The organism is Pullulanibacillus pueri (assembly GCF_014639255.1).
Lineage (GTDB): Bacteria > Bacillota > Bacilli > Bacillales > Sporolactobacillaceae > Pullulanibacillus > Pullulanibacillus pueri.
Genome location: NZ_BMFV01000051.1, coordinates 1 through 23,600, shown reverse-complemented (window position 1 = coordinate 23,600; position 23,600 = coordinate 1). Strand labels below are relative to the sequence as shown.

The 23,600-nt window shown below is 40.0% G+C and carries 20 protein-coding genes and 1 pseudogene; 13 read left to right on the top strand and 8 right to left on the bottom strand.

Annotation, left to right across the window (positions count from 1 at the left end):
- Positions 1 to 403 precede the first annotated feature (403 nt).
- Positions 404 to 1,204: a prolyl oligopeptidase family serine peptidase gene (locus IEV91_RS20135; RefSeq protein ID WP_188499232.1), complete on the bottom strand. Its 801-nt coding sequence runs from the start codon at positions 1,202 to 1,204 to the stop codon at positions 404 to 406.
- 117 nt (positions 1,205 to 1,321) lie between these two features.
- Between IEV91_RS20135 and IEV91_RS20130 the strand changes: the two genes are divergently transcribed.
- The 3 genes from IEV91_RS20130 (at position 1,322) to IEV91_RS20120 (ending at position 3,233) form a co-directional block, all read left to right on the top strand.
- Positions 1,322 to 2,128 carry a Cof-type HAD-IIB family hydrolase gene (locus IEV91_RS20130; RefSeq protein WP_188499231.1) on the top strand — a complete coding sequence of 269 codons (807 nt, stop codon included), beginning with the start codon at positions 1,322 to 1,324 and terminating at the stop codon, positions 2,126 to 2,128.
- A 51-nt stretch (positions 2,129 to 2,179) separates the two neighbouring features.
- Complete coding sequence (locus IEV91_RS20125) at positions 2,180 to 2,632, top strand: GNAT family N-acetyltransferase (protein ID WP_188499230.1); 453 nt, start codon at positions 2,180 to 2,182, stop codon at positions 2,630 to 2,632.
- 337 nt (positions 2,633 to 2,969) lie between these two features.
- Positions 2,970 to 3,233, top strand: coding sequence for a NifU N-terminal domain-containing protein (locus IEV91_RS20120; RefSeq protein WP_188499229.1), 264 nt, complete (start codon positions 2,970 to 2,972; stop codon positions 3,231 to 3,233).
- Between the two features lie 32 nt (positions 3,234 to 3,265).
- On the opposite strand, the gene IEV91_RS20115 is transcribed toward IEV91_RS20120, so the two are convergent.
- Together IEV91_RS20115 and IEV91_RS20110 are read right to left on the bottom strand one after the other, a co-directional pair.
- The gene (locus IEV91_RS20115) at positions 3,266 to 4,108 is read right to left on the bottom strand and encodes a YitT family protein (RefSeq protein WP_188499228.1); all 843 of its coding nucleotides are present in this window, start codon (positions 4,106 to 4,108) and stop codon (positions 3,266 to 3,268) included.
- Between the two features lie 78 nt (positions 4,109 to 4,186).
- Positions 4,187 to 4,675 carry a sigma-70 family RNA polymerase sigma factor gene (locus tag IEV91_RS20110; RefSeq protein WP_188499227.1) on the bottom strand — a complete coding sequence of 163 codons (489 nt, stop codon included), beginning with the start codon at positions 4,673 to 4,675 and terminating at the stop codon, positions 4,187 to 4,189.
- 302 nt (positions 4,676 to 4,977) lie between these two features.
- On the opposite strand from IEV91_RS20110, the gene ku reads away from it, so the two are divergent.
- Complete coding sequence (gene ku, locus IEV91_RS20105; protein ID WP_188499226.1) at positions 4,978 to 5,829, top strand: non-homologous end joining protein Ku; 852 nt, start codon at positions 4,978 to 4,980, stop codon at positions 5,827 to 5,829.
- Positions 5,830 to 6,017: 188 nt separating this feature from the next.
- Here ku and IEV91_RS20100 read toward each other — a convergent pair whose 3' ends face one another.
- Positions 6,018 to 6,101, bottom strand: coding sequence for a helix-turn-helix domain-containing protein (locus tag IEV91_RS20100; protein ID WP_229745672.1), 84 nt, complete (start codon positions 6,099 to 6,101; stop codon positions 6,018 to 6,020).
- A gap of 196 nt (positions 6,102 to 6,297) precedes the next feature.
- On the opposite strand from IEV91_RS20100, the gene IEV91_RS20095 reads away from it, so the two are divergent.
- The 4 genes from IEV91_RS20095 (at position 6,298) to IEV91_RS20080 (ending at position 10,835) form a co-directional block, all read left to right on the top strand.
- Entirely contained in the window at positions 6,298 to 7,827 is a 1,530-nt protein-coding gene (locus IEV91_RS20095) for a spore germination protein (protein ID WP_188499225.1), read from the top strand.
- Complete coding sequence (locus IEV91_RS20090) at positions 7,820 to 9,112, top strand: Ger(x)C family spore germination protein (protein WP_188499224.1); 1,293 nt, start codon at positions 7,820 to 7,822, stop codon at positions 9,110 to 9,112. Before IEV91_RS20095 ends, IEV91_RS20090 begins: the two co-directional genes overlap by 8 nt.
- Before the next feature lie 235 nt (positions 9,113 to 9,347).
- A complete protein-coding gene (locus tag IEV91_RS20085) occupies positions 9,348 to 10,463 on the top strand; it encodes a GerAB/ArcD/ProY family transporter (protein ID WP_188499223.1) in 1,116 nt (371 codons plus the stop codon).
- Between the two features lie 24 nt (positions 10,464 to 10,487).
- Complete coding sequence (locus IEV91_RS20080; RefSeq protein ID WP_188499222.1) at positions 10,488 to 10,835, top strand: antibiotic biosynthesis monooxygenase family protein; 348 nt, start codon at positions 10,488 to 10,490, stop codon at positions 10,833 to 10,835.
- Positions 10,836 to 10,977: 142 nt separating this feature from the next.
- On the opposite strand, the gene ligD (IEV91_RS20075) is transcribed toward IEV91_RS20080, so the two are convergent.
- A complete protein-coding gene (ligD, locus tag IEV91_RS20075; protein ID WP_188499221.1) occupies positions 10,978 to 11,928 on the bottom strand; it encodes a non-homologous end-joining DNA ligase in 951 nt (316 codons plus the stop codon).
- 207 nt (positions 11,929 to 12,135) lie between these two features.
- Here ligD (IEV91_RS20075) and ligD (IEV91_RS20070) point away from each other — a divergent pair.
- The 4 genes and pseudogenes from ligD (IEV91_RS20070) to IEV91_RS20055 form a co-directional block, all read left to right on the top strand.
- A pseudogene (gene ligD, locus IEV91_RS20070) lies at positions 12,136 to 13,017 on the top strand (non-homologous end-joining DNA ligase); the annotation flags it as partial.
- A complete protein-coding gene (locus tag IEV91_RS20065) occupies positions 13,014 to 13,385 on the top strand; it encodes a DUF2512 family protein (protein WP_188499219.1) in 372 nt (123 codons plus the stop codon). The pseudogene ligD (IEV91_RS20070) and the gene IEV91_RS20065, both read left to right, overlap by 4 nt.
- 368 nt (positions 13,386 to 13,753) lie before the next feature.
- Positions 13,754 to 14,497, top strand: coding sequence for an ATP-binding cassette domain-containing protein (locus IEV91_RS20060; protein ID WP_188499218.1), 744 nt, complete (start codon positions 13,754 to 13,756; stop codon positions 14,495 to 14,497).
- Positions 14,490 to 16,613 (top strand): hypothetical protein, encoded by a 2,124-nt coding sequence (locus tag IEV91_RS20055; protein ID WP_188499217.1) that lies wholly within the window; start codon positions 14,490 to 14,492, stop codon positions 16,611 to 16,613. Before IEV91_RS20060 ends, IEV91_RS20055 begins: the two co-directional genes overlap by 8 nt.
- 47 nt (positions 16,614 to 16,660) lie before the next feature.
- Here IEV91_RS20055 and IEV91_RS20050 read toward each other — a convergent pair whose 3' ends face one another.
- From IEV91_RS20050 to IEV91_RS20040, 3 genes are all read right to left on the bottom strand, one after another.
- Positions 16,661 to 18,025: an MATE family efflux transporter gene (locus IEV91_RS20050; RefSeq protein ID WP_188499216.1), complete on the bottom strand. Its 1,365-nt coding sequence runs from the start codon at positions 18,023 to 18,025 to the stop codon at positions 16,661 to 16,663.
- Positions 18,026 to 19,127: 1,102 nt separating this feature from the next.
- Complete coding sequence (locus tag IEV91_RS20045) at positions 19,128 to 21,068, bottom strand: EAL domain-containing protein (RefSeq protein WP_188499215.1); 1,941 nt, start codon at positions 21,066 to 21,068, stop codon at positions 19,128 to 19,130.
- Positions 21,069 to 21,506: 438 nt separating this feature from the next.
- A complete protein-coding gene (locus IEV91_RS20040) occupies positions 21,507 to 21,854 on the bottom strand; it encodes a DUF1516 family protein (RefSeq protein ID WP_188499214.1) in 348 nt (115 codons plus the stop codon).
- Between the two features lie 259 nt (positions 21,855 to 22,113).
- On the opposite strand from IEV91_RS20040, the gene IEV91_RS20035 reads away from it, so the two are divergent.
- On the top strand, positions 22,114 to 23,304 hold the full coding sequence (locus IEV91_RS20035) for an ornithine--oxo-acid transaminase (protein ID WP_188499213.1): 1,191 nt from the start codon (positions 22,114 to 22,116) through the stop codon (positions 23,302 to 23,304).
- The last annotated feature ends 296 nt before the right edge of the window (positions 23,305 to 23,600 follow it).

Below are 23,600 nucleotides of genomic sequence, written 5' to 3'. Positions count from 1 at the left end.
CGTCAAAGCTAGCACATCAAACACCCCAAAAAGTTAAGAACACTTTTCGGGGACCCCGATTACCACCCCAAAAAGTAAAGAGCACTTTTCGGGGACCCCGATTACCACCCCAAAAAGTAAAGAGCACTTTTCGGGGACCCCGATTACCACCCCAAAAAGTAAAGAGCACTTTTCGGGGACCCCGATGGTGCGTCGAACGCCGACCCTACCCACATCAAAAAATCGTAAAAACACGATTTTTCTGCGAGGATGATTCTCTTAGCAGCTTTCCTTAGTCGTGTGGGCATGAGGAAAACGAGCGTTCTGAAGCGTAAATCCACACCTTCCTGATGACCAGAATTTTGTACATTCATATATTTTAAGAAAAAACCAGATACTTTTAATTAAAGCATCTGGTTTTTTATCATAAATATTTTTCAAGCCAATTGGCAAAAGCAAATAATCCTTCTCGAGAGACATTATGCCCGGCTTGTGGATCTTGTATAAAGTGTTTATCACTATAGCCCTTATCTTTTAATAAATTAAAAAATTGGAGATCATGTTCAGCTGGTACAACAGGGTCTTTCATTCCGTGCCACATTAATAGTGGCACATCTTTTACTTGTTCTGGTGTCTCGCTTAAATCATAAGGAGAAAGTGCTACAAATAAGGCTTGGATTTGTTCATCGTTATAAGGAATAGCGATGCCCGTCTTCTGAAATTCCGACACGATATGATCGGCAAAGTCTCGATAGCTTGGGGTTCCCATAAGCGGAACGGCTACTTTTATCCAATCATAAGCTCTGAGACACCCATAAGTCGTAATGCCACCCATCGATGAGCCAGCAAGTGCAATTCTATCATTAAGAATAAGCCCTTTTGCTTCCATAGCGTCCTTTAATTGTTTTGTCTCCTGTATATTTTGCAACACGACCTGCCAAAAACCAAACTGCCTCTCTTCTTCACTAAGTTCATTCAATCGTTCACCATGTCCAGTCGCCTCAGGCAAAATGACGCGGAAACCTTTTTTAGCAGCCAAGTAGGCATACCGAAGATTGGATTCCTTACCACTTGTCCACCCATGCCAGAAAATAACCAGCGGTAGTGGCCTACCCGTCATCGTCTGCTCTTCAACCAAGAGCGTTGGAATATTAGCTATTTTCGTTTCATCAATGATTAGCAAACCACTCACCTCATCAATCTCTCGTTTAATAAATTCTCTCAAATCATGTTCTCACCATATTTTATCATTTACTCTTCTAGAGTCTAATAAAAGGTTTATACTTCCTAAAAAGTAGCGTATGATATAAGCAGAAATGGTGAGATAAGAAAGGAAGAATTTATGAACCGTTACTTAATTGTTTTAGATCTTGATGGCACTTTATTAACAAGTGAAAAAAATATTGATCCCCGTACAAAAGAAGTGATTCAAAAAGTAATGGAAGCCGGACATATTGTCATGATTGCAACAGGTAGACCTTTTCGAGCAAGCAAAGCTTATTATGAAGAACTTCATCTCAATACGCCGATTGTTAACTTTAATGGTGCTTATATCCACCACCCTCATCAACCGGAATGGGGAACCATCCATTCCCCACTAGAACTCGAGACACTGAAAGGCATTTTAGAAACCTGTGATCACTATGAATTGACAAATATCTTTATCGAAGTTAAGGATCATGTCTATATTAATAATCCTGACCCGCTTGTTGCTGATTTGTTTGAAATTGGTAATCCTACCATTACCTATGGGCCCATTCAAGAAAAACTTAAAGAGGCGCCAACAAGCGTTCTCTTACAAACAAATGAACAGCAGACAAAAGCTGTTCTCCATGCTTTGGATACCGAGTATTCAGAAGCTATTGAGCAACGTTCCTGGGGAAAGCCCTCTAATATTATTGAAGTCATTAAACGCGGAGTCAATAAGGCTGTCGGAATAAAAAAAGTCGCACAGGATTACAATATCCCGCCTGAGCGTATCATTGCTTTTGGTGATGAAGACAATGATAAGGAAATGATTTCTTATGCAGGGCAAGGCGTTGCAATGGGTAACGCTATTGCAGAGCTTAAGGCACTAGCCGATGCGGTAACAGAGTCCAATGATGACACCGGTATTGCAAACTACCTCGAAAGAACGTTTTTATTATAAATCATAGAATAAACGTTGATGATCACAATCAGTACATAGGGAGGAGCCAATATGCACATATATGAAGTTGATCGGAATGTCGACAGAACTTATAAAGAGACCCTTGCCAAATTATTTATGCAGCAAATTTCTGTGAGTAACGATGAGACCTCTTTTGAAATTGCAATGGAAGCCATTGAACTCGCTCTCCAAAAAGGCTCTTCCTCTAGGATTATCGTTGCTGAACATAACAGTATGATTTATGGATTAGCTTTCCTCAATATTGGTGTGAGTCTGCGGGCCGGTGGACAATATCTTTGGCTCAACGAACTTTATGTACATAATGAATATCGCAATCAAGGAATTGGTAAAAAAATACTCCTTCATATTATTCACTTAGCAGAGTCAGAAAATATAAAAACCATCGAACTAGAAACAGGCGTGAATAATTCGGTCACAAAGCATATATACAACTCTCTGGGTTTCTATGAAGTCGTTTCAAAGCGTTACGGCTTTACCTTTTAAACTTCGTTAAAGAAGTCGACATTGTACTTATTGCTTTCTATCATGTAAAATAAGCCTTGAAAGAGCTTGTTTACCTTTTTAAATAAGTTGTTTCTTAGGCTTTTTTCTAAAAGATTGTTGCTTTCTCAAGGTCATGAATGAGTAGTTGAAAAAATGCGACGTAGCTCCGACTTAATTACTGTATCGAGCTGAAAGTGTGGATTTCCGGAGCGGTAGATAAGACACTCAACCACTTTCTCAAGTTACATCGCAATCTGTAGTAATAGCAACAAACGATGCGAATGGAGCCTTCTTAAAAATAAAGTCACTATGTGAATGAAAACAAAGGAGAGGTGTTATGGGTATCCATGTAAGAACCGATAGAACGCCGAACCCGAACGCTATGAAATTTACTGCCCCACAAAAATTATTTGATGGTCGCCTCATCGTCAAAAAAGGGGAGCAAGTAGAGAACCCACTTGCAGCGCAACTTCTAGCAATTGATGGGGTAGACAATTTGTTCGGCTACGATGATTTTATTACGGTAAATAAAACATTAGATGCAGACTGGGATGTTCTCCTCCCACGTATCGAAGATGTCTTTAATCAATACTCAGAATAACATCAAACAGTTCCCATATCGGGAACTGTTTTTTAATCTGACGGTCTAAAGAAACCAAAAATTCCCGCCGTCTCAACAATATTTGTAAAAGCATGGGGGTCCGTTGTTTTAATGATTTGTTCAAGACTGTACAATTCATAGCGTGTAATCACAATCATTAATAGATCCTTATCCTTCTCTGTAAAAGCCCCTTTAGCCGCAATCCTTGTAATCCCACGTACCATATGATTATGAATCGCTTTTGATAATTCTGTTCCTTTATCAGTAATAATCATGGCTGTCACTTTCGCATGACGTGTATGAATCGAATCAATCACCCTTGAACTCACATATAACGTAACGAGTGTAAAAAGTGCCTTCTCCCAGCCAAAGAAAAAGCCCGCCGCTATCACGATTAATCCATTGAGAACAAGAAAATATCCTCCTATTGGTTTATCTTTCATACGTGAGAGCACCATCGCAATGATGTCCATTCCACCTGTCGAAGCCCCGTATCTTAAAGTAATCCCCACACCTAAAGCACTGACCACCCCACCAAAAACGGCATTAAGGATAATATTATCGGTTAAGGCATGAATAGGGAGCAAGGTCAGCACAATCATGGAAACAACCACACTTAATATGCTATATAGCGTGAAGCGTCTTCCTACTCTTGTCCAGGCAATATAAGCCACTGGTATGTTGAAGAGGAACAAAAGAATCCCTGTTCCAATTGAAATTGAGGTATATTCATGGATCACCGTAGATACTAATTGAGCAACCCCCATGAATCCACTAGATAACACATGGGCAGGAATTAGGAAAAAGTTCATAGCAATCCCGTTTAAAATAGCGCCAATAATCACGATACATGTAATTTTAACTTCATTATACATAGGAAAGCTCCTTAATTTATTAAATGCATTACCCTATTTTATTAGCTTACCCATAGAAGCTCACGACAAAACGACTTCTTATAGGAATTCTTCTGCTTTTATAAGCTTTCTTAGCTTTTTGAGGACCGCTTTTTTCCACGAACGTATAGTATTGACGCTCACTGCTTGTTCATCCGCAATGATTTTAGTTTTTTTCTCTAAAAAGATGGCTTCGTGTAGCCATAAGCGCTCTCTCTCACTTAGGACTGACAGTTTTAAAAGTGCCTCGATATTCAACACCCCATCCTTAGGAGCTATAGGTGGTTCAGGGAGATTCTCTTGAAAAGTATGATGATCGGAGAACTGTTTTTGTTTTTTGATTTCAGTTAATAATCTTCCTCTCACCACAGCTTGAGCAAAGGCTGGAAAAGGGCCTTTTTCAGGTTGATATTTTCGCCAAGCTTCCCATAAAGCAATTAATCCCACTTGGTGCATCTCTTGATAATCGGCGAGCAAATGCAATTCAAGCAAATATTTTCTAATTAAAGGTTCAAATTGTTGAGCAATGTCTTCAAAAGCTGTGTCCATTCCCATTCCTTCAAGCGAAAACGCGTTTCCTGGTATTCCGCGGTACCCTTAGCCTACTTTCGTAGCAATAAAAGTGCATATTTTGAAATAGTGGATATGAGGTAGAGTCAAGGAATTATATGTTCATTTTGTTGTAATGAATCCCTGTATTTGTAAGTCATTAGCGCCCTCTCATTCATCATTAGCTATTCTTAAATTTCAGCCCCATTAAGGTGCCGATAAACTTCCATTTTTTATCTCCTATAGATCCCTATCTATTCGGATAGTCTAAATGAAAAGGACTTTTAAAAAGGAGGGTTAACATGCATACCATGTGGAAAGGCTCGATCAGTTTTGGATTGGTTCATATCCCCATCAAGCTTTATGCCGCGACCGAAACAAAAGATGTCCATTTTCGATCGCTTCATGATGAATGCCAATCCCCGATCCGCTATCAAAAATATTGTCCGACATGTGAGCGTGAAGTTGAAAATAGTGAGATTATAAAGGGCTATGAATACGAACCGGGTCAATTTGTGAAAATTTCAGAGGATGAAATAAAAGAAATAAAAGGAGATGTCGGTCGTTCAGTAGAAATTCTTGATTTTATTGACCTCTCTGAAATCGATCCGATTTATTATAATAAATCCTATTTTATTGGGCCGAATGAAAACGGTGAAAAAGCGTACGGTCTTCTTAAACAAGCCATGGAAGAGACGCATAAAATCGGTCTTGCTAAGCTCACCCTACATTCCAAGAGTCACCTCGCTGTGGTTCGTGGTTATCAAAACGGGCTATTATTAGAAACCATTTTCTATCCTGATGAGGTGCGTCAAATTGAACACGTCCCTGGCTTAAACCAAATAGCGGAAGTTAATCAAAAGGAACTGGAAACTGCCAAAAATCTAATCAATCAATTAACAGCAGAATTTGAGCCTGAAAAATACACCGATGATTATCGTGAGGCTGTTGAAGACCTGATCCAAGCTAAAATTGCTGGCAATGACATTACACATACTGAAAAAGCACCCGAACGCAAAAATGTTGTTGATCTCTTGTCTGCCTTAGAGGCCAGCATCCAGACAACCAAGCCAATCCAAAAACAAGCGACCACTGAAAAACAAAAAAAGACCCCTAAAACTTCTCTTAAAAAGAAAAAGACAGGATCGGGGTAAAGAAAAAAAGTATTAAATTTTAAATAGGAAAGACTATAGAAAACTTGGCTTATTGCCAGCCTTCATGGCGAAAACCAAAGGTGCACTTATAAGGTCTCCGCAAAGTTTTACATTCTGAATAAGCATTGGTGGCTTCATGGCCACCTTTTTCTTTCGGTGAATATACACTTGTTTGAACTACCCACCACTTAGCATCCGATTGGTTTAGCCATTAGAGTTTTCTGTACCTTATTGGGATAGATACGGAATTGATAGGCCTTGGTGACTAACATTGTTTTCACCGCCTCTAAGAGAGAACGTATATTCCTATTACGCTATAGGGTAAGAAGTTTTGCTTGTGCCAACCGACATTCATCTCCCACTTACTCTTTGGACTATGACATTCGCATGCCTTGAAGTGGGAGTCTTCTGCGGGAAAACGAATAAATGCCTCTTTTGATGGAAAAGTTATCAATGGAGGTGTTGAAAATGGGCAAGAGCCACCTAGAAAATCCTGTTATCGAGACGCAACAGCTTGTTGGTCCTCTCAACAGGTCACTTAAAGAAAACATCGCTAAGTTAAAAGCGGCCTTTCAATCCTGTGATGATATTAACTTTTTATACATAAAACCTGAAAATAAGAGTTGTCTTATTTACTTATCTGATATCGTGAGCTCTCAGAAACTGAATGAGCTCCACCAAGCATTTTCATCTGTTGGAGAAGCCCATGACTCCCTTATAAAGTCCTGTGAAGCAGACCGTCTTCCTTATCAAGTGAGCCATGTGGAAAGCGAATGGTCCGCCCTCATTGAAAAGATTTTATTAGGTTACGCCATCCTTCTAACAGATGGACAAGAAAGGGCTTCAACTTTTAACATTTCCCATCCTATTGGGCGCGAAGTGACAACACCAGAAGTAGAGAGAACGGTTGAAGGTCCAAAAGAGGGCTTCGTGGAACAAAGTCAAGTCAATTTACATCTCATTCGTCAAAAAATACGAACGCCTTCATTAAAGGTGAATCGGCTCACTCTTGGCACTCAAACAAAAACACAAATCACCATTCTATACATTGAAGGCATCGCAAACGAAAAAATCGTTCAAGAAGTTCATAAGCGGCTATCGCGTATAAAAACAGATAGTATCTTAGACAGCCGGTATGTGCAGTCCATGATTAGCGATGCCCCTTTTTCTCCATTTCCAACAATGTTAAGTACTGAACGTCCTGACCGTGTATCTGCTGAGCTCTTAGAAGGAAAAGTCGCCATTCTTACCGATGGGTCGCCTTCAGCCTTAGTTGCACCTATCACCTTTGTTGAATATCTGCATTCAAGTGAAGACTATTATAACAGTTCAGTGGTCTCTACAATCATTCGTTGGGTGCGCTTCTTAGGATTATTCGTAGCTTTAATTCTCCCTGCCTTCTTTGTTGCTGTTGTCACATTTCATCAAGATTTATTACAAACACCTCTACTCATAAGAGTTGCTGCTAATAGGGCAAATCTACCCTATCCGGCCCTTGTTGAGGCCATATTTATGTATTTAACTTATGAACTACTGAGAGAAGCTGGTTTGCGGATGCCTAAGATATTTGGGGGACCTATCATCACCATTTTAGGTTTAATTTTAATCTCTCAAGCTGCCGTTACGGCCGGAGTGATTGGACCATTAATGTCCATAGTTGTTTCGACTACCGCACTCACCGCTTTTATTTTACCTAATTATAGTTTCCATCAAATCATTCGCTTTTGTGGTATTCCCTTACTTTTATTATCAGGCTTCTTTGGCTTTATGGGGATTCTTGTTGGCCTCATGTTTGGACTTGCTCATTTAGTAAGCCTACGTTCCTTTGGCATCCCGTATTTATCGCCTGTATCCCCGTCAAGAAAAGAAGGATGGAAAGATGTCTTTTTTCGGGTTCCCTGGTGGGCAATGGAGACGCTCCCTCCTGGATTGGGTATTGACAATGATAAGACGAATACTAAACCTCCAAAAAGAAATGGGGAGGATCACTTTGAATAAGACGAAGCCCTTTTTATTAAAACTCCTTTTTCCTTTTTTATTATTGTTCGTTTCCATAGGTCTGACGGGTTGTTGGAGCGCACACGAAGTTAATGATCTTGCCATCGTCAATGTCATGGGGATTGACCAAACCAAAACTGGCCAGCTTAAGGTCACTACAGTGATTGTCAAGCCTCCTGAACTCTTTTCAGAGTCTCCTATTGGAAGTGGCAATCCCAATCGGAGTCCTTTCCTTATTCAAACCATAACAGGGAAATCCATGTTTGATGTTATGGAAAAGTTATCAAATGCTCTATCAGGAAAAATATACTTAGGGCATTTAAATATTGTTGTGTTTGGTAAAGAAGCGGCAAAACATAAGATGGGAAATAGTCTCGACTTTCTGAAAAGAGAACATGACTTTCGACCGAATATAAAACTATTGGTTTCAAGGACTACCGCTGAAGAGATTGTCAAACAAAGACCCATTCTGAATTCAACCATTGGATTAGAGATTCAAGATTTAGTGAAATCGAGTCGATTTAGCACGTCCTCTATGGTCTCTGACATTATGAAGTTTTCGGAGAAACTTGAGGGAGATATCGAGGACGCATACACTGGCTCTGTTAATACCGTCAGTAATAATGATGATAGTCATTCTAATGAACAAACTCTGTCTACTCAAGGCCAAGTTCAACCTAGAAATAGAATTGAAGAACAATCCAATGAAAATCCTAAGAGTGATGCTCATGCTCTTCGTTTACAGGGGACTGCCGTGTTCAATGACGGACATTTACAAGGATTTCTTGATCAGGATGAAACAGAAGGGCTTCTTTTACTCAAGGGCAAACTTCATAGTGGTTCGGTTATATTAGATTGCGGACCAAACGATAATGGAGCCGTTGGATTAAAGATGATGCACTCACAATCCAGCTATTCTCCGCACCTTTCTCAGGGTACGCCTACAATGGATGTCAACATTAACGTAAAGGCAGATATTGGGGATTACACGTGTGCTGAAAAAACAATTAATACTGGAAGAATGAATGAACTGAATCATCAGTTCGAAAACGTTTTGGAACATCAAGTGAATGAAGTGTTAGCTATCGCTCAAAAACAATGGCAAACCGATATCTTTGGATTTGGGAAAACGTTTTATCAAAAATACCCTGATGAATGGAAAGCGCTGGCCCCTCATTGGAAACAGGGACTACTGAAACAAATGGATGTTCATGTCGATATATCAGCCAATATTGAACGTTATGGCCTATCAAAAGAAGCTGTTAAGGCTAATGAATCGAGGTAGTTTATGAAAATATTGACGTGTTTACTTCTTATTATATTGCTTCTGCTTACTTCTGGTTTACATCTCTACTTTGTCTGGAAGAAAAAAGACTTTAAAACTTTACTGACTCAAGTCGCAATCTTAGGTTTAACGATACTTTTCGGTATTTTGGCTATCTATAATGTTGACCATTTGTCAATCTCAAGGCTGTTGAATGCCATAAATGGACATATTTTTTAGAAGTGAGGTGAATGACATGATACAGCAAGGAAGAATAAGTAATATACAGGCATCAATGCTAGCGATCACATCTTTAACGATTATTGGTCATTTAATCTTACTGACTGTTATTATTTACCAAAGTCATCAGGATGGATGGCTTGCAGCGATTGTTGGCACTGTCTTAGGACTTATCGGCATTCTCGCCTTGATAAAGCTCCTGCAAAGATTCCCAGGTCTCACCATTATAGAAATCCTTTTTACAAAGTTTTATTGGATTGGAAAAATCATTGGTGTTGCTTATCTAGTTTATTTTTATATTATGGTTACCTTAGGTGTCCGTCTATTTATTGAGGCGTATATCCGCATCATGCCTGAAACACCGATGTGGGCACTGGCTACAGTTATTTTGCTTCTGACGACCTATATAGTCTATAAAGGCTTAGAAACCTTAGGGCGATTGAATCAAATTATGTTAGTTGTTCTCGTGATTTTTGCAGTGGCCGTCGCTTTCTTAGCCTTGTTGCAGGATAAGGATTATTCTAATTTACTCCCTATTATGGGGAATGGGGTTAAACCGGTGGCATTGGGATCCCTTTCTGTGATGGGGTGGTTTAGTGAATTTGTAGTGATGGGAATGGTTCTCCCTTATGTTCAACGCCCAAAAAAACTTGTAAAAACAGGGATTTGGGCTTCTGTCATCACCCTCATCTTTTTTCTCGGGCCGATCACTGGCCCCATCGCGCTTTTTGGTCCAGGAGAAGCAGCCAAAATGGCCTTCCCTACTTTTTCTGAAGTCCGTTACATCTCAGCCGGTCAAGTGATTAACCGATTTGATGCCATTGCGATCATGTTTTGGACAGTCGGGTTAATGATTTTTATTTCACTCTTCTTTTATGGACTCAGTCTTGGAGGAGCTCAAGCCCTCAAATTAAAAACCTATCACCCATTAGTGATACCTTTAGCATGGCTTATCGGTATTGGCTCTTTTATTTTCGCCGAAAACTATGCAGAATTAAATGCCTTTCTTTTCCATTCTTTTGTCCCAATCAATATTTTAATGGGGGCTATTATCCCTTTAGTCTTACTTATTTGGAGCCTCCTCAGAAAGAAAGGCCCGAGCCAACCATTAGATCAAAATATAATGGAATAAACTTTAAGATAGGACTGATATCAGATGAATAATAACTCTCCTCATTATGCTGTCATCTTCTCCTCACAAACTACTGAGATTGAGAAGTCAGAGTACATGGAAGTCGCAGAGAGGATGGTCGCACTCGCTTCACATCAGGAAGGCTTTATGGGGATGGAAAATATTCAAAACGAGCAGGGATTTAGTATTATGATTTCCTATTGGGATTCTTTAACTGCGATTAAACAGTGGAAAAAAAACACGGATCATTATGCCGCACGGAAAAAAGGACGTGAATCCTGGTACAAAACTTTCACCGTAAGCATTTGTAAAATAGAACATATGTATCATTTTGCATCCGATGGTGACGACAATAAGAGTCAAGTCATCTGAGTTAGGTGATGTAAAAGAGGAGTTTATTATGGGCTTGCGAAGTCTTTTGTCTATGCCTATGAAAAAAATCTGAACTATTCTAAATGAAAGGATTTAGATGGTTCAGATTTTCCTATTTGCCAAAAACTTTTGTCTCAGCCTCTTATCTCTGCATGCCTTGTTCAAACACACATTCTCTTGGAGGGGTTTCTGTCAATCCTTGAATACTCGGCTGTCTCAATGCCCTTCCAAGAGACCATTCTGCATAAGTTATTTTCACCGTATACTTCTGCTTTACCCAATGCGCTTCCTTTTCACGTTCTACACGATGATGAAAGGGACTTTCAGCCATTTCTATTGCTTTTAACTTTTGGGTTAACTCTCGCCATTCCGATTGTGTCAATTTCCCTGTTCCGGCGTGACCAATATAATGGAGGTTTCCATCATCATCATATAGTCCGATTAACAAAGCATTCACGATACCCTGATTCAAGGTAAAACCACCAATCACTGCGATTAAATCTTTATAGTTTTTGATCTTCAGCCATTCTTGCTTCTCCCCAATGTGGTAAAAGGATTGCTTGCGTTTCATGACAATGCCTTCCATATTTTCCTTCTCCATAACCGAAAATAATGGCTCTCCATTCTCATAAGAAGTTACCCGCTGAATATGTTCATTAGGTTTTATATAATCAATTAAGAGCTGATTTCTTTCTTCTAAAGGTCTTTGAGTGATCCATTCCCCATTAAGATACAGGCAATCAAAAATCATATAACATATAGAAACAGTTTGTTTGACGAATTTTACTTTTTCAAGATTGCGTAAGCCGTCGCGGCGCATCACTTCATGAAACGAAGGCTTTCCATCTTCACCTAAAGCAATCATTTCCCCATCTAAAATAATGGAATCAGCTAAACAGTAGCGGTTTATATCCAAGAGCTCGGGATAATGAGCGGTACGTTCATTCTTTTTTCGATTAAATAGCCTCACATTGCCCCCATCGTAATAGGTTAAAATCCGGACGCCGTCCCACTTAATTTGAGCCAGCCACTCCTCTCCATGAGGAATTGCTTTAGCAATAATGGGTTCCATCGGTTTTATCGGCTCTAACATCACTGACTCCTCCAAAAAAAATGATATGGTTCTTAGTTTTCTTTTTACTGTCTTCTTTCATTCACAATGGGTATAAATCTCTAGTTATAACAAAAAATATTGAGAAGAGATGGGGATCGCGAGGGATCATACTAAAGAAGAAAGAGGCGTTGGATCATGGCCACACAAGAAGATCAGCAAGTCGTCATCGATGGCACTACCTTAACCCTAACAAGCCTTAATAAACCGTTATGGCCGAAGCGTGACTTAATTAAAGCCGATTATTTCAAATATGTTTACGACATCGCCCCCTACATGCTCCCTTTTTTGAAGAATCGAGCACTCACCTTATTAAGGTATCCACATGGGGCGGACGGAGAAGCTTTTTTCCAAAAAAATTGTCCCGATTATGCTCCGGACTTTATTGAAACAGCAGACATTGAGGGTATTCATTACATCGTCGGGCATGATTTAAAAACATTAATCTGGTTAGCGAATCAGCTTGCCTTTGAAATCCATGTTCCTTTTCAAACAATTGAAAGCCACCAGCCTTCAGAAATTGTGATTGATCTCGACCCGCCTTCAAGAGATTATTTCTCTTTAGCCAAGGAAGCGGCACTTATGTTAAAGGATGTGCTCGATCGTTTGGCGTTAATTTCCTTTGTCAAGACATCAGGAAACAAAGGCTTGCAGCTCTATCTGCCCCTTCCTGACCAAATGTTTTCTTATGAAGACACAAGGCTCTTTACTTCATTTTTGGCTGACTATTTAGTTGAAATGAAACCTGACTTATTTACAACAGAACGCTTAAAGAAAAATCGCGGTAACCGCCTTTATGTTGATTACATCCAGCATGCCGAAGGAAAAACGATTATTGCCCCTTATTCTGTTCGTGGCAATGAAGATGCACTTGTAGCTACACCTTTATATTGGAATGAAGTCAATGATGATTTGCGTCCCGAACGTTTCCCGCTGGATCAGATTAAAAATCGTCTTGAACAAAAGGGATGCCCTTTCGCTTCTTTCTTTGAAGCCAAAAAACGCCAGCCTTTTGCTAAGGTTTTACAAGGATTAAAACAACATGAACACAAAGGAGTGTTAATGCATTGATTAATTTACTCATAAAATTACTTTTATCCTCAGTCATTATTATCGCTTGTGATGCAATAAGTCCTTATTCCATTCAATTTGGAGCTATGTACGAAGCCATCATTCTAGGGGTATTTATTGGTCTGATTAATTACGCCATAGAATGGCTACTCTTTGCGCGAGGGACCTTTTGGATTACAACGATTCTCGACTTCGTCATCACGTTATGTGTCCTCTTCTTCGGTGTCATGATCTTTGATGATGCCTATATCGGTACAAGTGGCGCTGTTGTCACCGCTATTCTTATTACCATCGTGGAATTCATCTTGCATTCATGGCTGTTAAAGAAAAATTGGCAAACGAAACTTATTGCTAAAAATAATCATTAATTGTAAGGAAACTCTGGGCTTTTTAGCCCGGGGTTTCTTATGTGTGCTGTCTATCCTCTATGGAATTAGGTTAGATCACCACCACTTCCATGCTCAAGAGAATACTCCAATCGTTAATATTACAATTATTTCAAAATGTTTCATTTGGTTAACATTGTAAATTCATTGAAACTTTTTTCCTGATGAATACGTCTAATAGTTAGTGGGATATTTCTGAAAAATCCACTTTATATGATTAACCTGACTTAAGGAATAACACTCTAGAGATGAGAAACTTGGCAGAAACTTCATCGCTTTACTAAGCACAGCCTGCTATTAAACCTTAAAGATAGGCTTAATATATCGCCTTTAAAAAGGATGTTATAACTATGCTGACGGCATCAGCGCTTCATAAAAAATATGCTAAAAAGAAAATATTAAATGGGATTGAATGGCATGTAAAAAAAGGGGTTCATGCTCTTATTGGTCCTGAAGAGGCAGGCAAGTCTACTTTTATGCGCATTTTAGCAGGATGTGAACGCCCCTCCAAGGGGGAAGTGATGATCAATCAAACCTCACTCAAAAACCAACCTGAGGAATATCGCCAAAGAATCGGCTATCTTCCCCAGACTTTTAAAGCAGACAGGTCTTTAACAGTTGAACAATTTATGCACTATGCTGCCGTTTTAAAAGGGATTCGCTATCGAAAAAAAAGAAAAGCTGAAATTGAATATTGTTTAAATCAAGTCCAATTAATGCCATTTTTGAAATTCAAGTTAAAGTCTCTAACGGAAGGCATGCATCAACGCGTCGGGATTGCTCAAGCCCTTATTAATGAACCCGAAATTCTCATTATAGATGAGCCAACTCGCTACCTTGATCCTATTGAGAGGGCGATCTTCCGGCATATCATTACAGAGTACGGGAAAAACAAGACTGTACTGCTTGCTACCAATAAAATTTCTGAGATTCAAGACTATTATCGATCAGTTACCGTGATGAAAGATGGAGAATGCATTTATAAAGGCAGCCCTCAGCCTCTCATCGGTCGGCCAAGAGTCCGTTCATTGACTAACGAGGAGGCCGAAATAGATCACTATTTAACCTTAATAAGGAGCTCGGGTCATGTATAAAGGATGGTATCAATATTGCAAACACCTTCGCTTCCTTTTCTTTCATCCTATCTTTCTCATTGCTCTTTTAGTTTTTGGCGTGAGCGACTTTTTCATTTTCTCTTCTCAATTAAATGCCGATGCGTTAGACAGTCTCTATACAACCAATGCCATTGTTCATACAGTTTCTTTAGCCATGGCTTCTTATACGATGGTAAGATTACATTTTCGAACATTTCATTCCAGTCAGAATGACTGGATACAGGCCTACCCTGGATCGCCTATTGCCTTAGCGTTGGCTAACTTTTTGGCCGCCTTTACATACATGAGTCTCTATTCTTGTCTTATATTTATCGTTTTTTTTATTAAAACTAAACTGTCGCTCCCTTCAATCACCTATCAACCTTTCATGAAGCTATTGGTAGAGAATGGTGTGAGACTTGAAATTTCCTATTTTTTAACTCTTTCTATAGGGCTGCTTATTGCTGTGCTCTTAAAAAACAAATGGGTAGCCTATGGTATGAGTTTTTTTGTATGGATTTTAGGAACGTATGCCCTTGAGGTAATGGTAGGAAAGTTTCACTGGTTACCCTTAAAACTTTTTCACTTCAATCATTATTTCTTAGAAGGGCGTTCCCTTGTGAATGAACCTCTCTGGGGAAATGCTTTATTCCACCACGAAACCGTGGTCTCCTTAACTTTTATCACTGTCTTCGCCTTATTAATTATGACGATTGCTTTTATACTTTTAATCTGGCGACGTCCGACCAAACAACGCATAACGACTAGTTTTTTAGCTATTATTCTCCTCTTTATTTGCTGTTATACCTCTAATGACTACTTAGAGATTTGGACAAATAAATATCAACAGGCCTATTCCAACAATGGGATTCAGCAGAGTGAAGGCATCGCTTCAAATCTTTCATCATCAATAAGTGCCACCTCTTACACTATTAATGTTTTTCATTCAAAGGACACTCTAACGATTAACACAGAAATGATATTAGATATTTCAAGAAAAACGAATGAGAGCATTGTGTTGACTTTAAATCCAAATTTCAAGGTGGAAGAAGTATTGGTGAATAACCATAAAGCGTCCTTTACTCGTCATCGTGCGACGCTGACTTTAGACGACGATCACTTGAAAGCTGGTGATAAAGAGGCGAAAGTTTCTTTAATATATAGCGGAAAAATAGCAGAATGGGATATTAATAGCGAGGGTGATGAACGCTACTTCGCCTTTTTTAAAGGGATGAATGCTTATCTCCCTTCATATATGGCCTGGTATCCGCTAGTCGGGGCTGTTAATCTTTATCCAGGGCCACAGCAAAGTCCAGTCCGCTCTCAAGCAGCAGACCATACGCAAGCGGATTTTTCTGTCACTCTACATGGATTTCAGCAGTATTTTCACAGCACTTCTGGCGCTATTCACTGGACGTTTAACAAAGACCAGACCATTACTGCTCCAAAAACCTCTGGAGTCAGCCTGTTATCGGGGAATTTTAATATTCAGCACTATGGTCAGCTCGAAATTATATTACCCAGTACCATAAGTAAAGCACATGCAGCAGAAATCTATGAGACATATGCATTTTTGAATAAAGCCCTACAAAACGATCTAGACATTACACCTAATGGCGAATTTCTTTACTTACCACTGAAGGATATTGTTGACGATTCTCAACAAAGCCAAGAGCCATTGCTCCTTGACAATGCCTTTATTATTGATTCAGCTCAGACTGTGGATGCTGTCTCTCGTAAAAAACAGATACTTAACCCATCGGTTCAGTTTCAATACTTAGGCTATCTCTTAACCCATAAAGATCTTAAGTCCTATACCCATCCAGATCGTGAACAAAAAGATCCTAATGATACAATCAGTTTGGTCACTCTTGATGCGCTCAACTACATCCTTCAAGAAGAAGCAGGATCTGTGGCCCCTACTTTTGTATTAGCCCCTAGTGTTCAAAATTCGGTGGCCTTTAAGAATGTCCAACAGGCAGTCGCTCAAAAACAGTTCGAACCCTTAAAACAAGTTCTCTCAGAGCTTTGCGATAAAAAATTCAAGGATCATATTGGACTTCCGACCATTACTAACCAAGAATGGCGTGAGGCTTGGAAACACGCCTTTCAATGACAAACTCACCTTGACCGCTCGGTACAAGGTGAGTGATATTTTTCTTCTCAAATGTCCATTTCCTGACGAGGCTCCTTCGGTTTGATAAAGAGCGTTTTCTCCCATGCTCGCCCTCGCCAACGGATCAGCATAAAGATCCCCCGAACCCATTCGTCGACAATAAAACTTATCCAAATCCCTAGAAGCCCAAGATCTAATGTAATCGCACATAGCCAAGCAATGGGTAGGCCAATGAGCCACATCGAAAACATCCCCATAATGACAGGAAAGCGGACATCTCCAACCGACCGTAAGGCACTAATTAAAATGAGGTTAAAGGCCCTTCCAGGCTCTAAAAGAATCGTAATGAATAATAACCCTTTTCCGATGGAAAGAATGTCGGGATCATCAGTAAATATTTTCAAAAGAGGTCCCGCCATCAAGTAGAAGAGAATGGCCATGACCAAAGAACCTACAAAGCCATACTTCATACTATTTATTCCTCTATGATAGGCTTGCTTGAGCTTTCCCGCCCCCATATAGTGTCCAATTATAATTTGTGACCCTTCACCAATCGCTAAAGAAAACAAGTAGATAAACATCATGATATTTTGAACATAAATCTTTGTCGTAATGGCTTCAGTTCCAATTAACGTGACAAAGTAGGTAATGAACATTTGTGATAAATCATAGGAAAGTTGTTCCCCTGCTGATGGGATTCCAATTTCTAATATTTGCTTTATGTGCTCGCGCTTATGTTTCAAAAACAAATGCAGGCGGGGCATAACTCCCGTCCTTTTTATCAGAAGAATCCCAAGGATGATCAATCCAATCACACGACTCACTGAGGTAGATAGAGCCGCTCCTAATACACCTAAAGAAGGAAAAAAGAAAGGACCAAAAATAAAAAAGAAGTTTCCTATGATATTTAAAATATTGATGCCAATGGTGACGGTCATTGCATCCTTAGTAAACCCATAACTGCGCAGAGTGGCACCAATGGTAATATTGATCGCTTGAACAAAAATAAAGCCACCTACAATAATGAGATATGTTTGTGATTCATGCATAAATGCGTCAGGGATATTGAGTAATCTCAAAAGCTGCTTTCCAAAAACAGAGAGAACAAGACTGAGAGACAAGCCAAATAACGCATTAATCACAATGGAAGTATAAGTGATATTGAGGGCTTCTGTCTCATTTTTTGCCCCTAGACTTTTGGACACCATGATGACCGTACCCGTAGCTACAAATCCAAACAAAACAGTAATCACTTGTAAGACTTGATTAGAAAATCCCACCGCCCCAACAGATTGATCCGAATACTGACTTAACATCAGTGTATCGGCACTCCCCATTAGCATTTGTAACATTAGTTCTATAAAAATAGGCCAGGTCAAATGAAAAAGTGACAAGGACGTTTTCTGCCCCATACTCATCCCTTCTTTCTCACGCTCATAGCCAATAGCATATCATTGAGGAAAGCAGAATGCACCATATTTTTTCACCGTTTCAAGTTGTTTCACGCGACTACAAAGACAAACATCGGGACTCCGAAAACAATCTAAGTCAAGCGCTGTAGAGATAGAAGCTTTCTCTGTTCCTATTGGTGTAAACCCCTGCCGGACTGCCCTCAATATGCATCACTGTCACTATTGCTATAGATTGCGACGTAACGGGTAGGTGGATTTCCGCTCGCTTTCCTCATGCCCAGAGGACTAAGGAAAGCGACTAAGAGATTAGTCCCGCAGAAAAATCGTGTTCTTACGATTGTTTGATGTGGGTAGGATCGGTGTTCGACCCGAAAAGTGTTCTTTACTTTTTGGGGTTGTAATCGGGGTCCCCGAAAAGTGCTTTTTACTTTTTGGGGTGGGTGGTATTGATGTGCTAGCCTTGGTGTTGTCACACGGACGTGACGTTTTCAACTGAAGTTCCTTGGTTTTTATATTTGTGTTCCCAAGTCTTTATAGTACAAATTTCCTGTTCCTGCGTCTACTCGTACCGCTTCGCAGTCAGCTTTCTCGGAACAACTCGAAGTGTATTCGTGAAGTCACGCTGGCCCCGTTCCCGAAGGAGCCAAAGCGCCTTTCACTCCAATCCACTTCCATGCTGTCGATGCTTATTGATGAAAAGATTGGGCATCTTTGCTTTCTTTTAAGCTAATATTAACTCTAGTTGCAAGTAAATCAAATCATCTTACCTAGCATAGGCAGAATAAGCAGACTCCAGTGGGAACAGCACGTGTCCGAAGATCCACTTTGGAGCACCAAAAAACTGACTCCAAAGTTAGCTGAGGCCGTGCCCACGGAAAGCGAAGTATTCTGCCGAAGCGGTTGTTAAACACTAAATATAATAAGGTATGAGCTGCCAAAGCCGATCGAATTGACGTCGCAATACCCTTCTACTCCTAAATATCTTGATTTCACTTAATAAAAGAAAAGTCCGATGACAGATGATTAATGGCATTTTTAAATTATTTAGAGCCTACTATATATTGAAGACAAAAAAAACAGCCCCGCTAAGCGATGTGATCACTCATGCGGGGTTTTTTAAGCTTAAAATATAGGTTTCAAATTCCTTTTCGGGCAGAGGCCGACTATAGAAGTAACCTTGAACAGCATGGCAGCCAAAGGACTTTAAAAGCTGAAGCTGTTCCTCAGTTTCAACACCTTCAGCAATTGTCTTCATTGAAAGTCCTTGCCCCATAGCAATTATTGCCTGAACAATCGCACTCTCTTGATTTCTAGACTTGATGTCTTTAATAAAAGAGCGGTCAATTTTCAAAATATCAATGGCGAAGTCCTTTAAGTAACTAAGTGCAGAATAGCCGGTTCCAAAGTCATCTAATGACACTCGGACGCCTAACTTTTTTAACTCATTCATAAGTTTAATACTGTATTGAATATCTCGAAGCGTTGCACTCTCAGTAATCTCCAGATGGATAAAATGAGGATCAATCGCTTCGGCCTCAATAATGTCCCGAATCTTTTCCACAAAATCTGATTTCAAAAATTGTTTGGCAGACACGTTTATTGCAATCGGAAAATACTGTATCTCTTTATCTATCCATTGATTAATTTGCTTACACACTGTCCGTAATACCCAAAGCCCCATCTCTTCTATAAGACCAATTTCTTCTGCGAGAGGAATAAAATGAGCAGGTGAGAGGATACCAAATTTCGGATGATTCCAGCGAATTAACGCCTCACAGCCGATGACCTGTCCTGATTCCATGCCCACTTGAGGCTGGTAATAAAGGATAAATTCATTTTTACTGAGTGCTTTTCTTAAATAGCCCTCTAATTCAAAGCGATCAATGAGGGAATGATTCATCTCTTCAGAATAGTAGAGATAAGAATTATCCCCTTGAATTTGAGCTGAATAAAGTGCAGTATCTGCATGCTTCATTAATGTGTCTATGGTCCTCCCATGCTCTGGGTAAAGACTCACTCCCATACTCACGGATAAAAAATATTCATGATTATGATACACGAGAGGTTCTGCAAAACTGGACTGGATGTTATGGATGAATCGTTCCAATGAGGCTCTTGTCTTCACGCCGGTCACGACTATTGAAAATTTATCTCCAGAAAAACGCGCCATGAATTGTGAGGGATGAAGCTGACTTTGAATTCGATCAACCACCAGTTTAAGAATTTGATCACCAATGCTATGCCCCACGGCGTCGTTTACTGTTTTAAAACGGTCAATATCAAGAAAAATAACTGCTAATTTCTCATGCTTCTGTTCGGCCCTCGCAGTGAGAGCATTTAATGATTTTTCAAATAACATTCTATTGGAAAGCCCGGTTAAACTATCATGATACTCAAGCTGCATGATCTTATTTTCTGCTTCTTTTAAGGCGAATAAACTGACCCCAACCACATGTAATCCAGTCACCATATCATTGGCCCTTAGCGGAATGAAAGTGAATTGATACGGTAACGGCTGCCCTGTTAAATTCAGAACATCCACTGTGAAATTTTGCGCCTCACCTTTGAGTACACGTAAAAAATGCACATACGATTTCCGGCGATCTTTAGGTCTTACATAGTCAATCCCGGATTTCCCAATCACACTTTTAGTAAGCCCTATTTGTTCCTGTACGGCGGCGTTGATATCTGTTATTCTCCCATTAATATCTAAAGTGGAAAGGATACTAGGGCTATGACGAAAAAGCGTCTGATAATGTGTAGATCGTACTGGAACATCGAAAGCCTTACCACTACTAAGCCTTTGTTCCTTCATCCTTCTAGTAAAAACAAGTAAGGCGTGACCTTTCACTAAAAAAGGAAAACCTACCTTTGTTTCTATGTATTTTACCTTAGAGAGTGTCTTTCTAACGACTGCTCTCACATTACTCTCTTGATTAAACACAGCCTGAACCCAAAGGTCAGCGTCGTTCTCTAGACCATGCTTATCTAAAAAACGATAAAAATCATTTTCATTCGTGTAAATGTGAACAAGAGTATGCAATAGGCCAACCTCCAGGTCGTCTTGTTTTTTGAATCATCTCAATCTTTAGAGGCTATGCTACTATTAGAATATCATATCGATCCTTATTCGTCGAAAAAAATAGAAAATCGCCCATTTTTATTGATATCAATCAAATTTCCCAAACGAGATCTCTGCGTTAGAAAAAACGGGCAAAGATGAAAAGGATCCAGTCCCTTATTAAAGCACTGTAACAGTAAATACCAAAAGACACCGCCAGCACCAAATGGATCGGAGCGGAAGATGCAAGATTTGGGACACTTAAGAAAAGTGTGTTCCACAGCGTCGCTGACTCACGGCTACCTAGTTGGGGCCACGTGGCTTCTCGAATAGGTATCCGAATAGTTCCGAGAAAACTGACGACGAAGCGATACGAGTCGTCTTTCTTATTCTAAAAAAAGACAGCCGCGAGCGACTGCCTTAAAGAACACCATATCCAATATAAAACACACCAATTAGCGAAATGATAAGGATAATCCAAGAGACCAATGTCCCTTGTTTTTTCTTTGTTTTTGTAAGAATCATTTCCATCATCCCGAGGATTAAAAGTCCAAAGATCCCTTTTAAAGTAGGCCAACCATAACTTTGTCCACTGTACCATTGTCCTACCATTTCAGCACCCGTGATGAAGATTAATATTAAAAGCACTCTTAGGATCATATGAAGGATCTTCGCTGCCTTTTCCTTCCCTGCTTTAAGTAAGATAAAACTGAGAACAAAGACAATTAATCCTAAAGTCCAAAAACCGACATGGGCATGTAGCCACATATTGTCAACCTCCTCTAAACTTTTCATGTACTATGTACTTGTTGCTTGAAACATTTATAAAATATTCTATGATTGTCATTATATCATAACAGAAATCGTCAACGATGAGACTTTGATTTGCAACGATTTTCTAACAAACGTTCCAAATGTACAAATCCTTTAAGAAGAAAAGCTCTCTTTTTTACCAATGTATGGGCTTTCATTCGTTTTCCAATTATACTAAAATAGAATAAGAATATCTGATAAGGGGTGTCTGAAGATGAAGCAATCTGAACACATGATTAAACTCACAGAGCAATTTGGTGCAAGGAACTATCATCCCCTCCCTGTTGTTGTCTCACAAGCTGAAGGGGTCTGGGTAGAAGATCCCGAGGGCAAGCGATATATGGATATGCTCAGTGCTTATTCCGCCGTCAATCAAGGGCATCGTCATCCTAAAATCATTCAAGCCTTAAAACAACAAGCCGATCGGGTAACCCTTACTTCTAGAGCTTTTCATAATGACCAATTGGGGCCATGGTATGAAAAAGTAGCCACACTGACCCATAAAGATAAAATCCTTCCAATGAACACAGGAGCTGAGGCTGTTGAGACCGCATTCAAAACAGCTCGTCGTTGGGGGTACGACATAAAAAAAATTGAGGAAAATCAGGCAGAAATAATCGCCTGCGTGGGGAATTTTCACGGGCGCACCATGACGGCTATTTCCCTCTCCTCCGATCCAGAATATCAAAGAGGCTTCGGACCGATGCTTCCGGGAATCAAGCTGATTCCATACGGCGATATAGAAGCTCTAAAGGCGGCAATCACGCCAAATACCGCGGCTTTCCTTGTCGAACCCATTCAAGGCGAAGGCGGTATTCTCATTCCACCAGAGGGCTTTTTACGAGCAGCTTTTGAACTCTGTCATAAAGAGAATGTGCTATTTATTGCCGACGAAATTCAAACGGGTCTTGGCAGAACGGGAAAAATATTTGCTTGTGATTGGGAAGGGGTAGAACCTGATATTTATATTCTTGGGAAAGCACTAGGCGGAGGCGTGATGCCGATCTCTTGTATCGCTGCTAATGAAGAGATTTTAGGGGTTTTTGAACCTGGATCCCATGGCTCAACCTTTGGAGGAAACCCACTTGCCTGTGCCGTTTCCGTCGCCGCCCTTGAGGTCATTGAGGAGGAAAAACTGGCAGAACGCTCCTTAGAGCTTGGTCATCAATTTATGGGTGCCCTTAAATCCATTAAAAATCCAAAGATAAAAGACATTCGAGGAAGAGGATTATTTATTGGTGTTGAACTTACCGAATCTGCCCGTCCATACTGTGAGGCCTTAAAGGAAAAAAACATCCTGTGCAAGGAAACACATGAAAATGTTATTCGTTTTGCACCACCTCTCATCATTACCCAAGATGAACTCAGTTGGGCCATCGAAAGAATAAAAGCTGTCTTGTCTTAAAAATCTTAAAAAAGCCTAATTGATACATGATAGCTATAGATTGCGACGTAACTACTAGAGGATAATGACGGGTTAATAGTGTGGATTTCCGCCTCCAGGTCGCTCGCTTCCCTCATGCCCACACGATGTGGGTAGGATCGGCGTTCGACGCACAGGATGTGCTAGCTTCGACGTTGTCACACGGATGTGACGGTTTTAGTCGAAGTTCCTTAATGACGTGACGATTTTAGCCGATCGTCCTTAGTGGCCTCAGCTAACTTGGGATGCGTAGTCGAGTTTCCCCTAGTATTTACGAC

Excerpts from the sequence above, each read along its gene's own strand:
- IEV91_RS20125 (WP_188499230.1), top strand. The coding sequence starts at position 2,180 with ATGCACATATATGAAGTTGATCGGAATGTCGACAGAACTTATAAAGAG.
- ku (WP_188499226.1), top strand. The coding sequence starts at position 4,978 with ATGCATACCATGTGGAAAGGCTCGATCAGTTTTGGATTGGTTCATATC.
- IEV91_RS20115 (WP_188499228.1), bottom strand. The coding sequence starts at position 4,108 with ATGTATAATGAAGTTAAAATTACATGTATCGTGATTATTGGCGCTATT.
- IEV91_RS20095 (WP_188499225.1), top strand. The coding sequence starts at position 6,298 with ATGGGCAAGAGCCACCTAGAAAATCCTGTTATCGAGACGCAACAGCTT.
- ligD (WP_188499221.1), bottom strand. The coding sequence starts at position 11,928 with ATGTTAGAGCCGATAAAACCGATGGAACCCATTATTGCTAAAGCAATT.
- IEV91_RS20130 (WP_188499231.1), top strand. The coding sequence starts at position 1,322 with ATGAACCGTTACTTAATTGTTTTAGATCTTGATGGCACTTTATTAACA.
- IEV91_RS20085 (WP_188499223.1), top strand. The coding sequence starts at position 9,348 with ATGATACAGCAAGGAAGAATAAGTAATATACAGGCATCAATGCTAGCG.
- IEV91_RS20055 (WP_188499217.1), top strand. The coding sequence starts at position 14,490 with ATGTATAAAGGATGGTATCAATATTGCAAACACCTTCGCTTCCTTTTC.
- IEV91_RS20120 (WP_188499229.1), top strand. The coding sequence starts at position 2,970 with ATGGGTATCCATGTAAGAACCGATAGAACGCCGAACCCGAACGCTATG.
- IEV91_RS20035 (WP_188499213.1), top strand. The coding sequence starts at position 22,114 with ATGAAGCAATCTGAACACATGATTAAACTCACAGAGCAATTTGGTGCA.
- IEV91_RS20100 (WP_229745672.1), bottom strand. The coding sequence starts at position 6,101 with ATGTTAGTCACCAAGGCCTATCAATTCCGTATCTATCCCAATAAGGTA.
- IEV91_RS20050 (WP_188499216.1), bottom strand. The coding sequence starts at position 18,025 with ATGGGGCAGAAAACGTCCTTGTCACTTTTTCATTTGACCTGGCCTATT.
- IEV91_RS20080 (WP_188499222.1), top strand. The coding sequence starts at position 10,488 with ATGAATAATAACTCTCCTCATTATGCTGTCATCTTCTCCTCACAAACT.
- IEV91_RS20060 (WP_188499218.1), top strand. The coding sequence starts at position 13,754 with ATGCTGACGGCATCAGCGCTTCATAAAAAATATGCTAAAAAGAAAATA.
- IEV91_RS20110 (WP_188499227.1), bottom strand. The coding sequence starts at position 4,675 with ATGGACACAGCTTTTGAAGACATTGCTCAACAATTTGAACCTTTAATT.
- IEV91_RS20040 (WP_188499214.1), bottom strand. The coding sequence starts at position 21,854 with ATGTGGCTACATGCCCATGTCGGTTTTTGGACTTTAGGATTAATTGTC.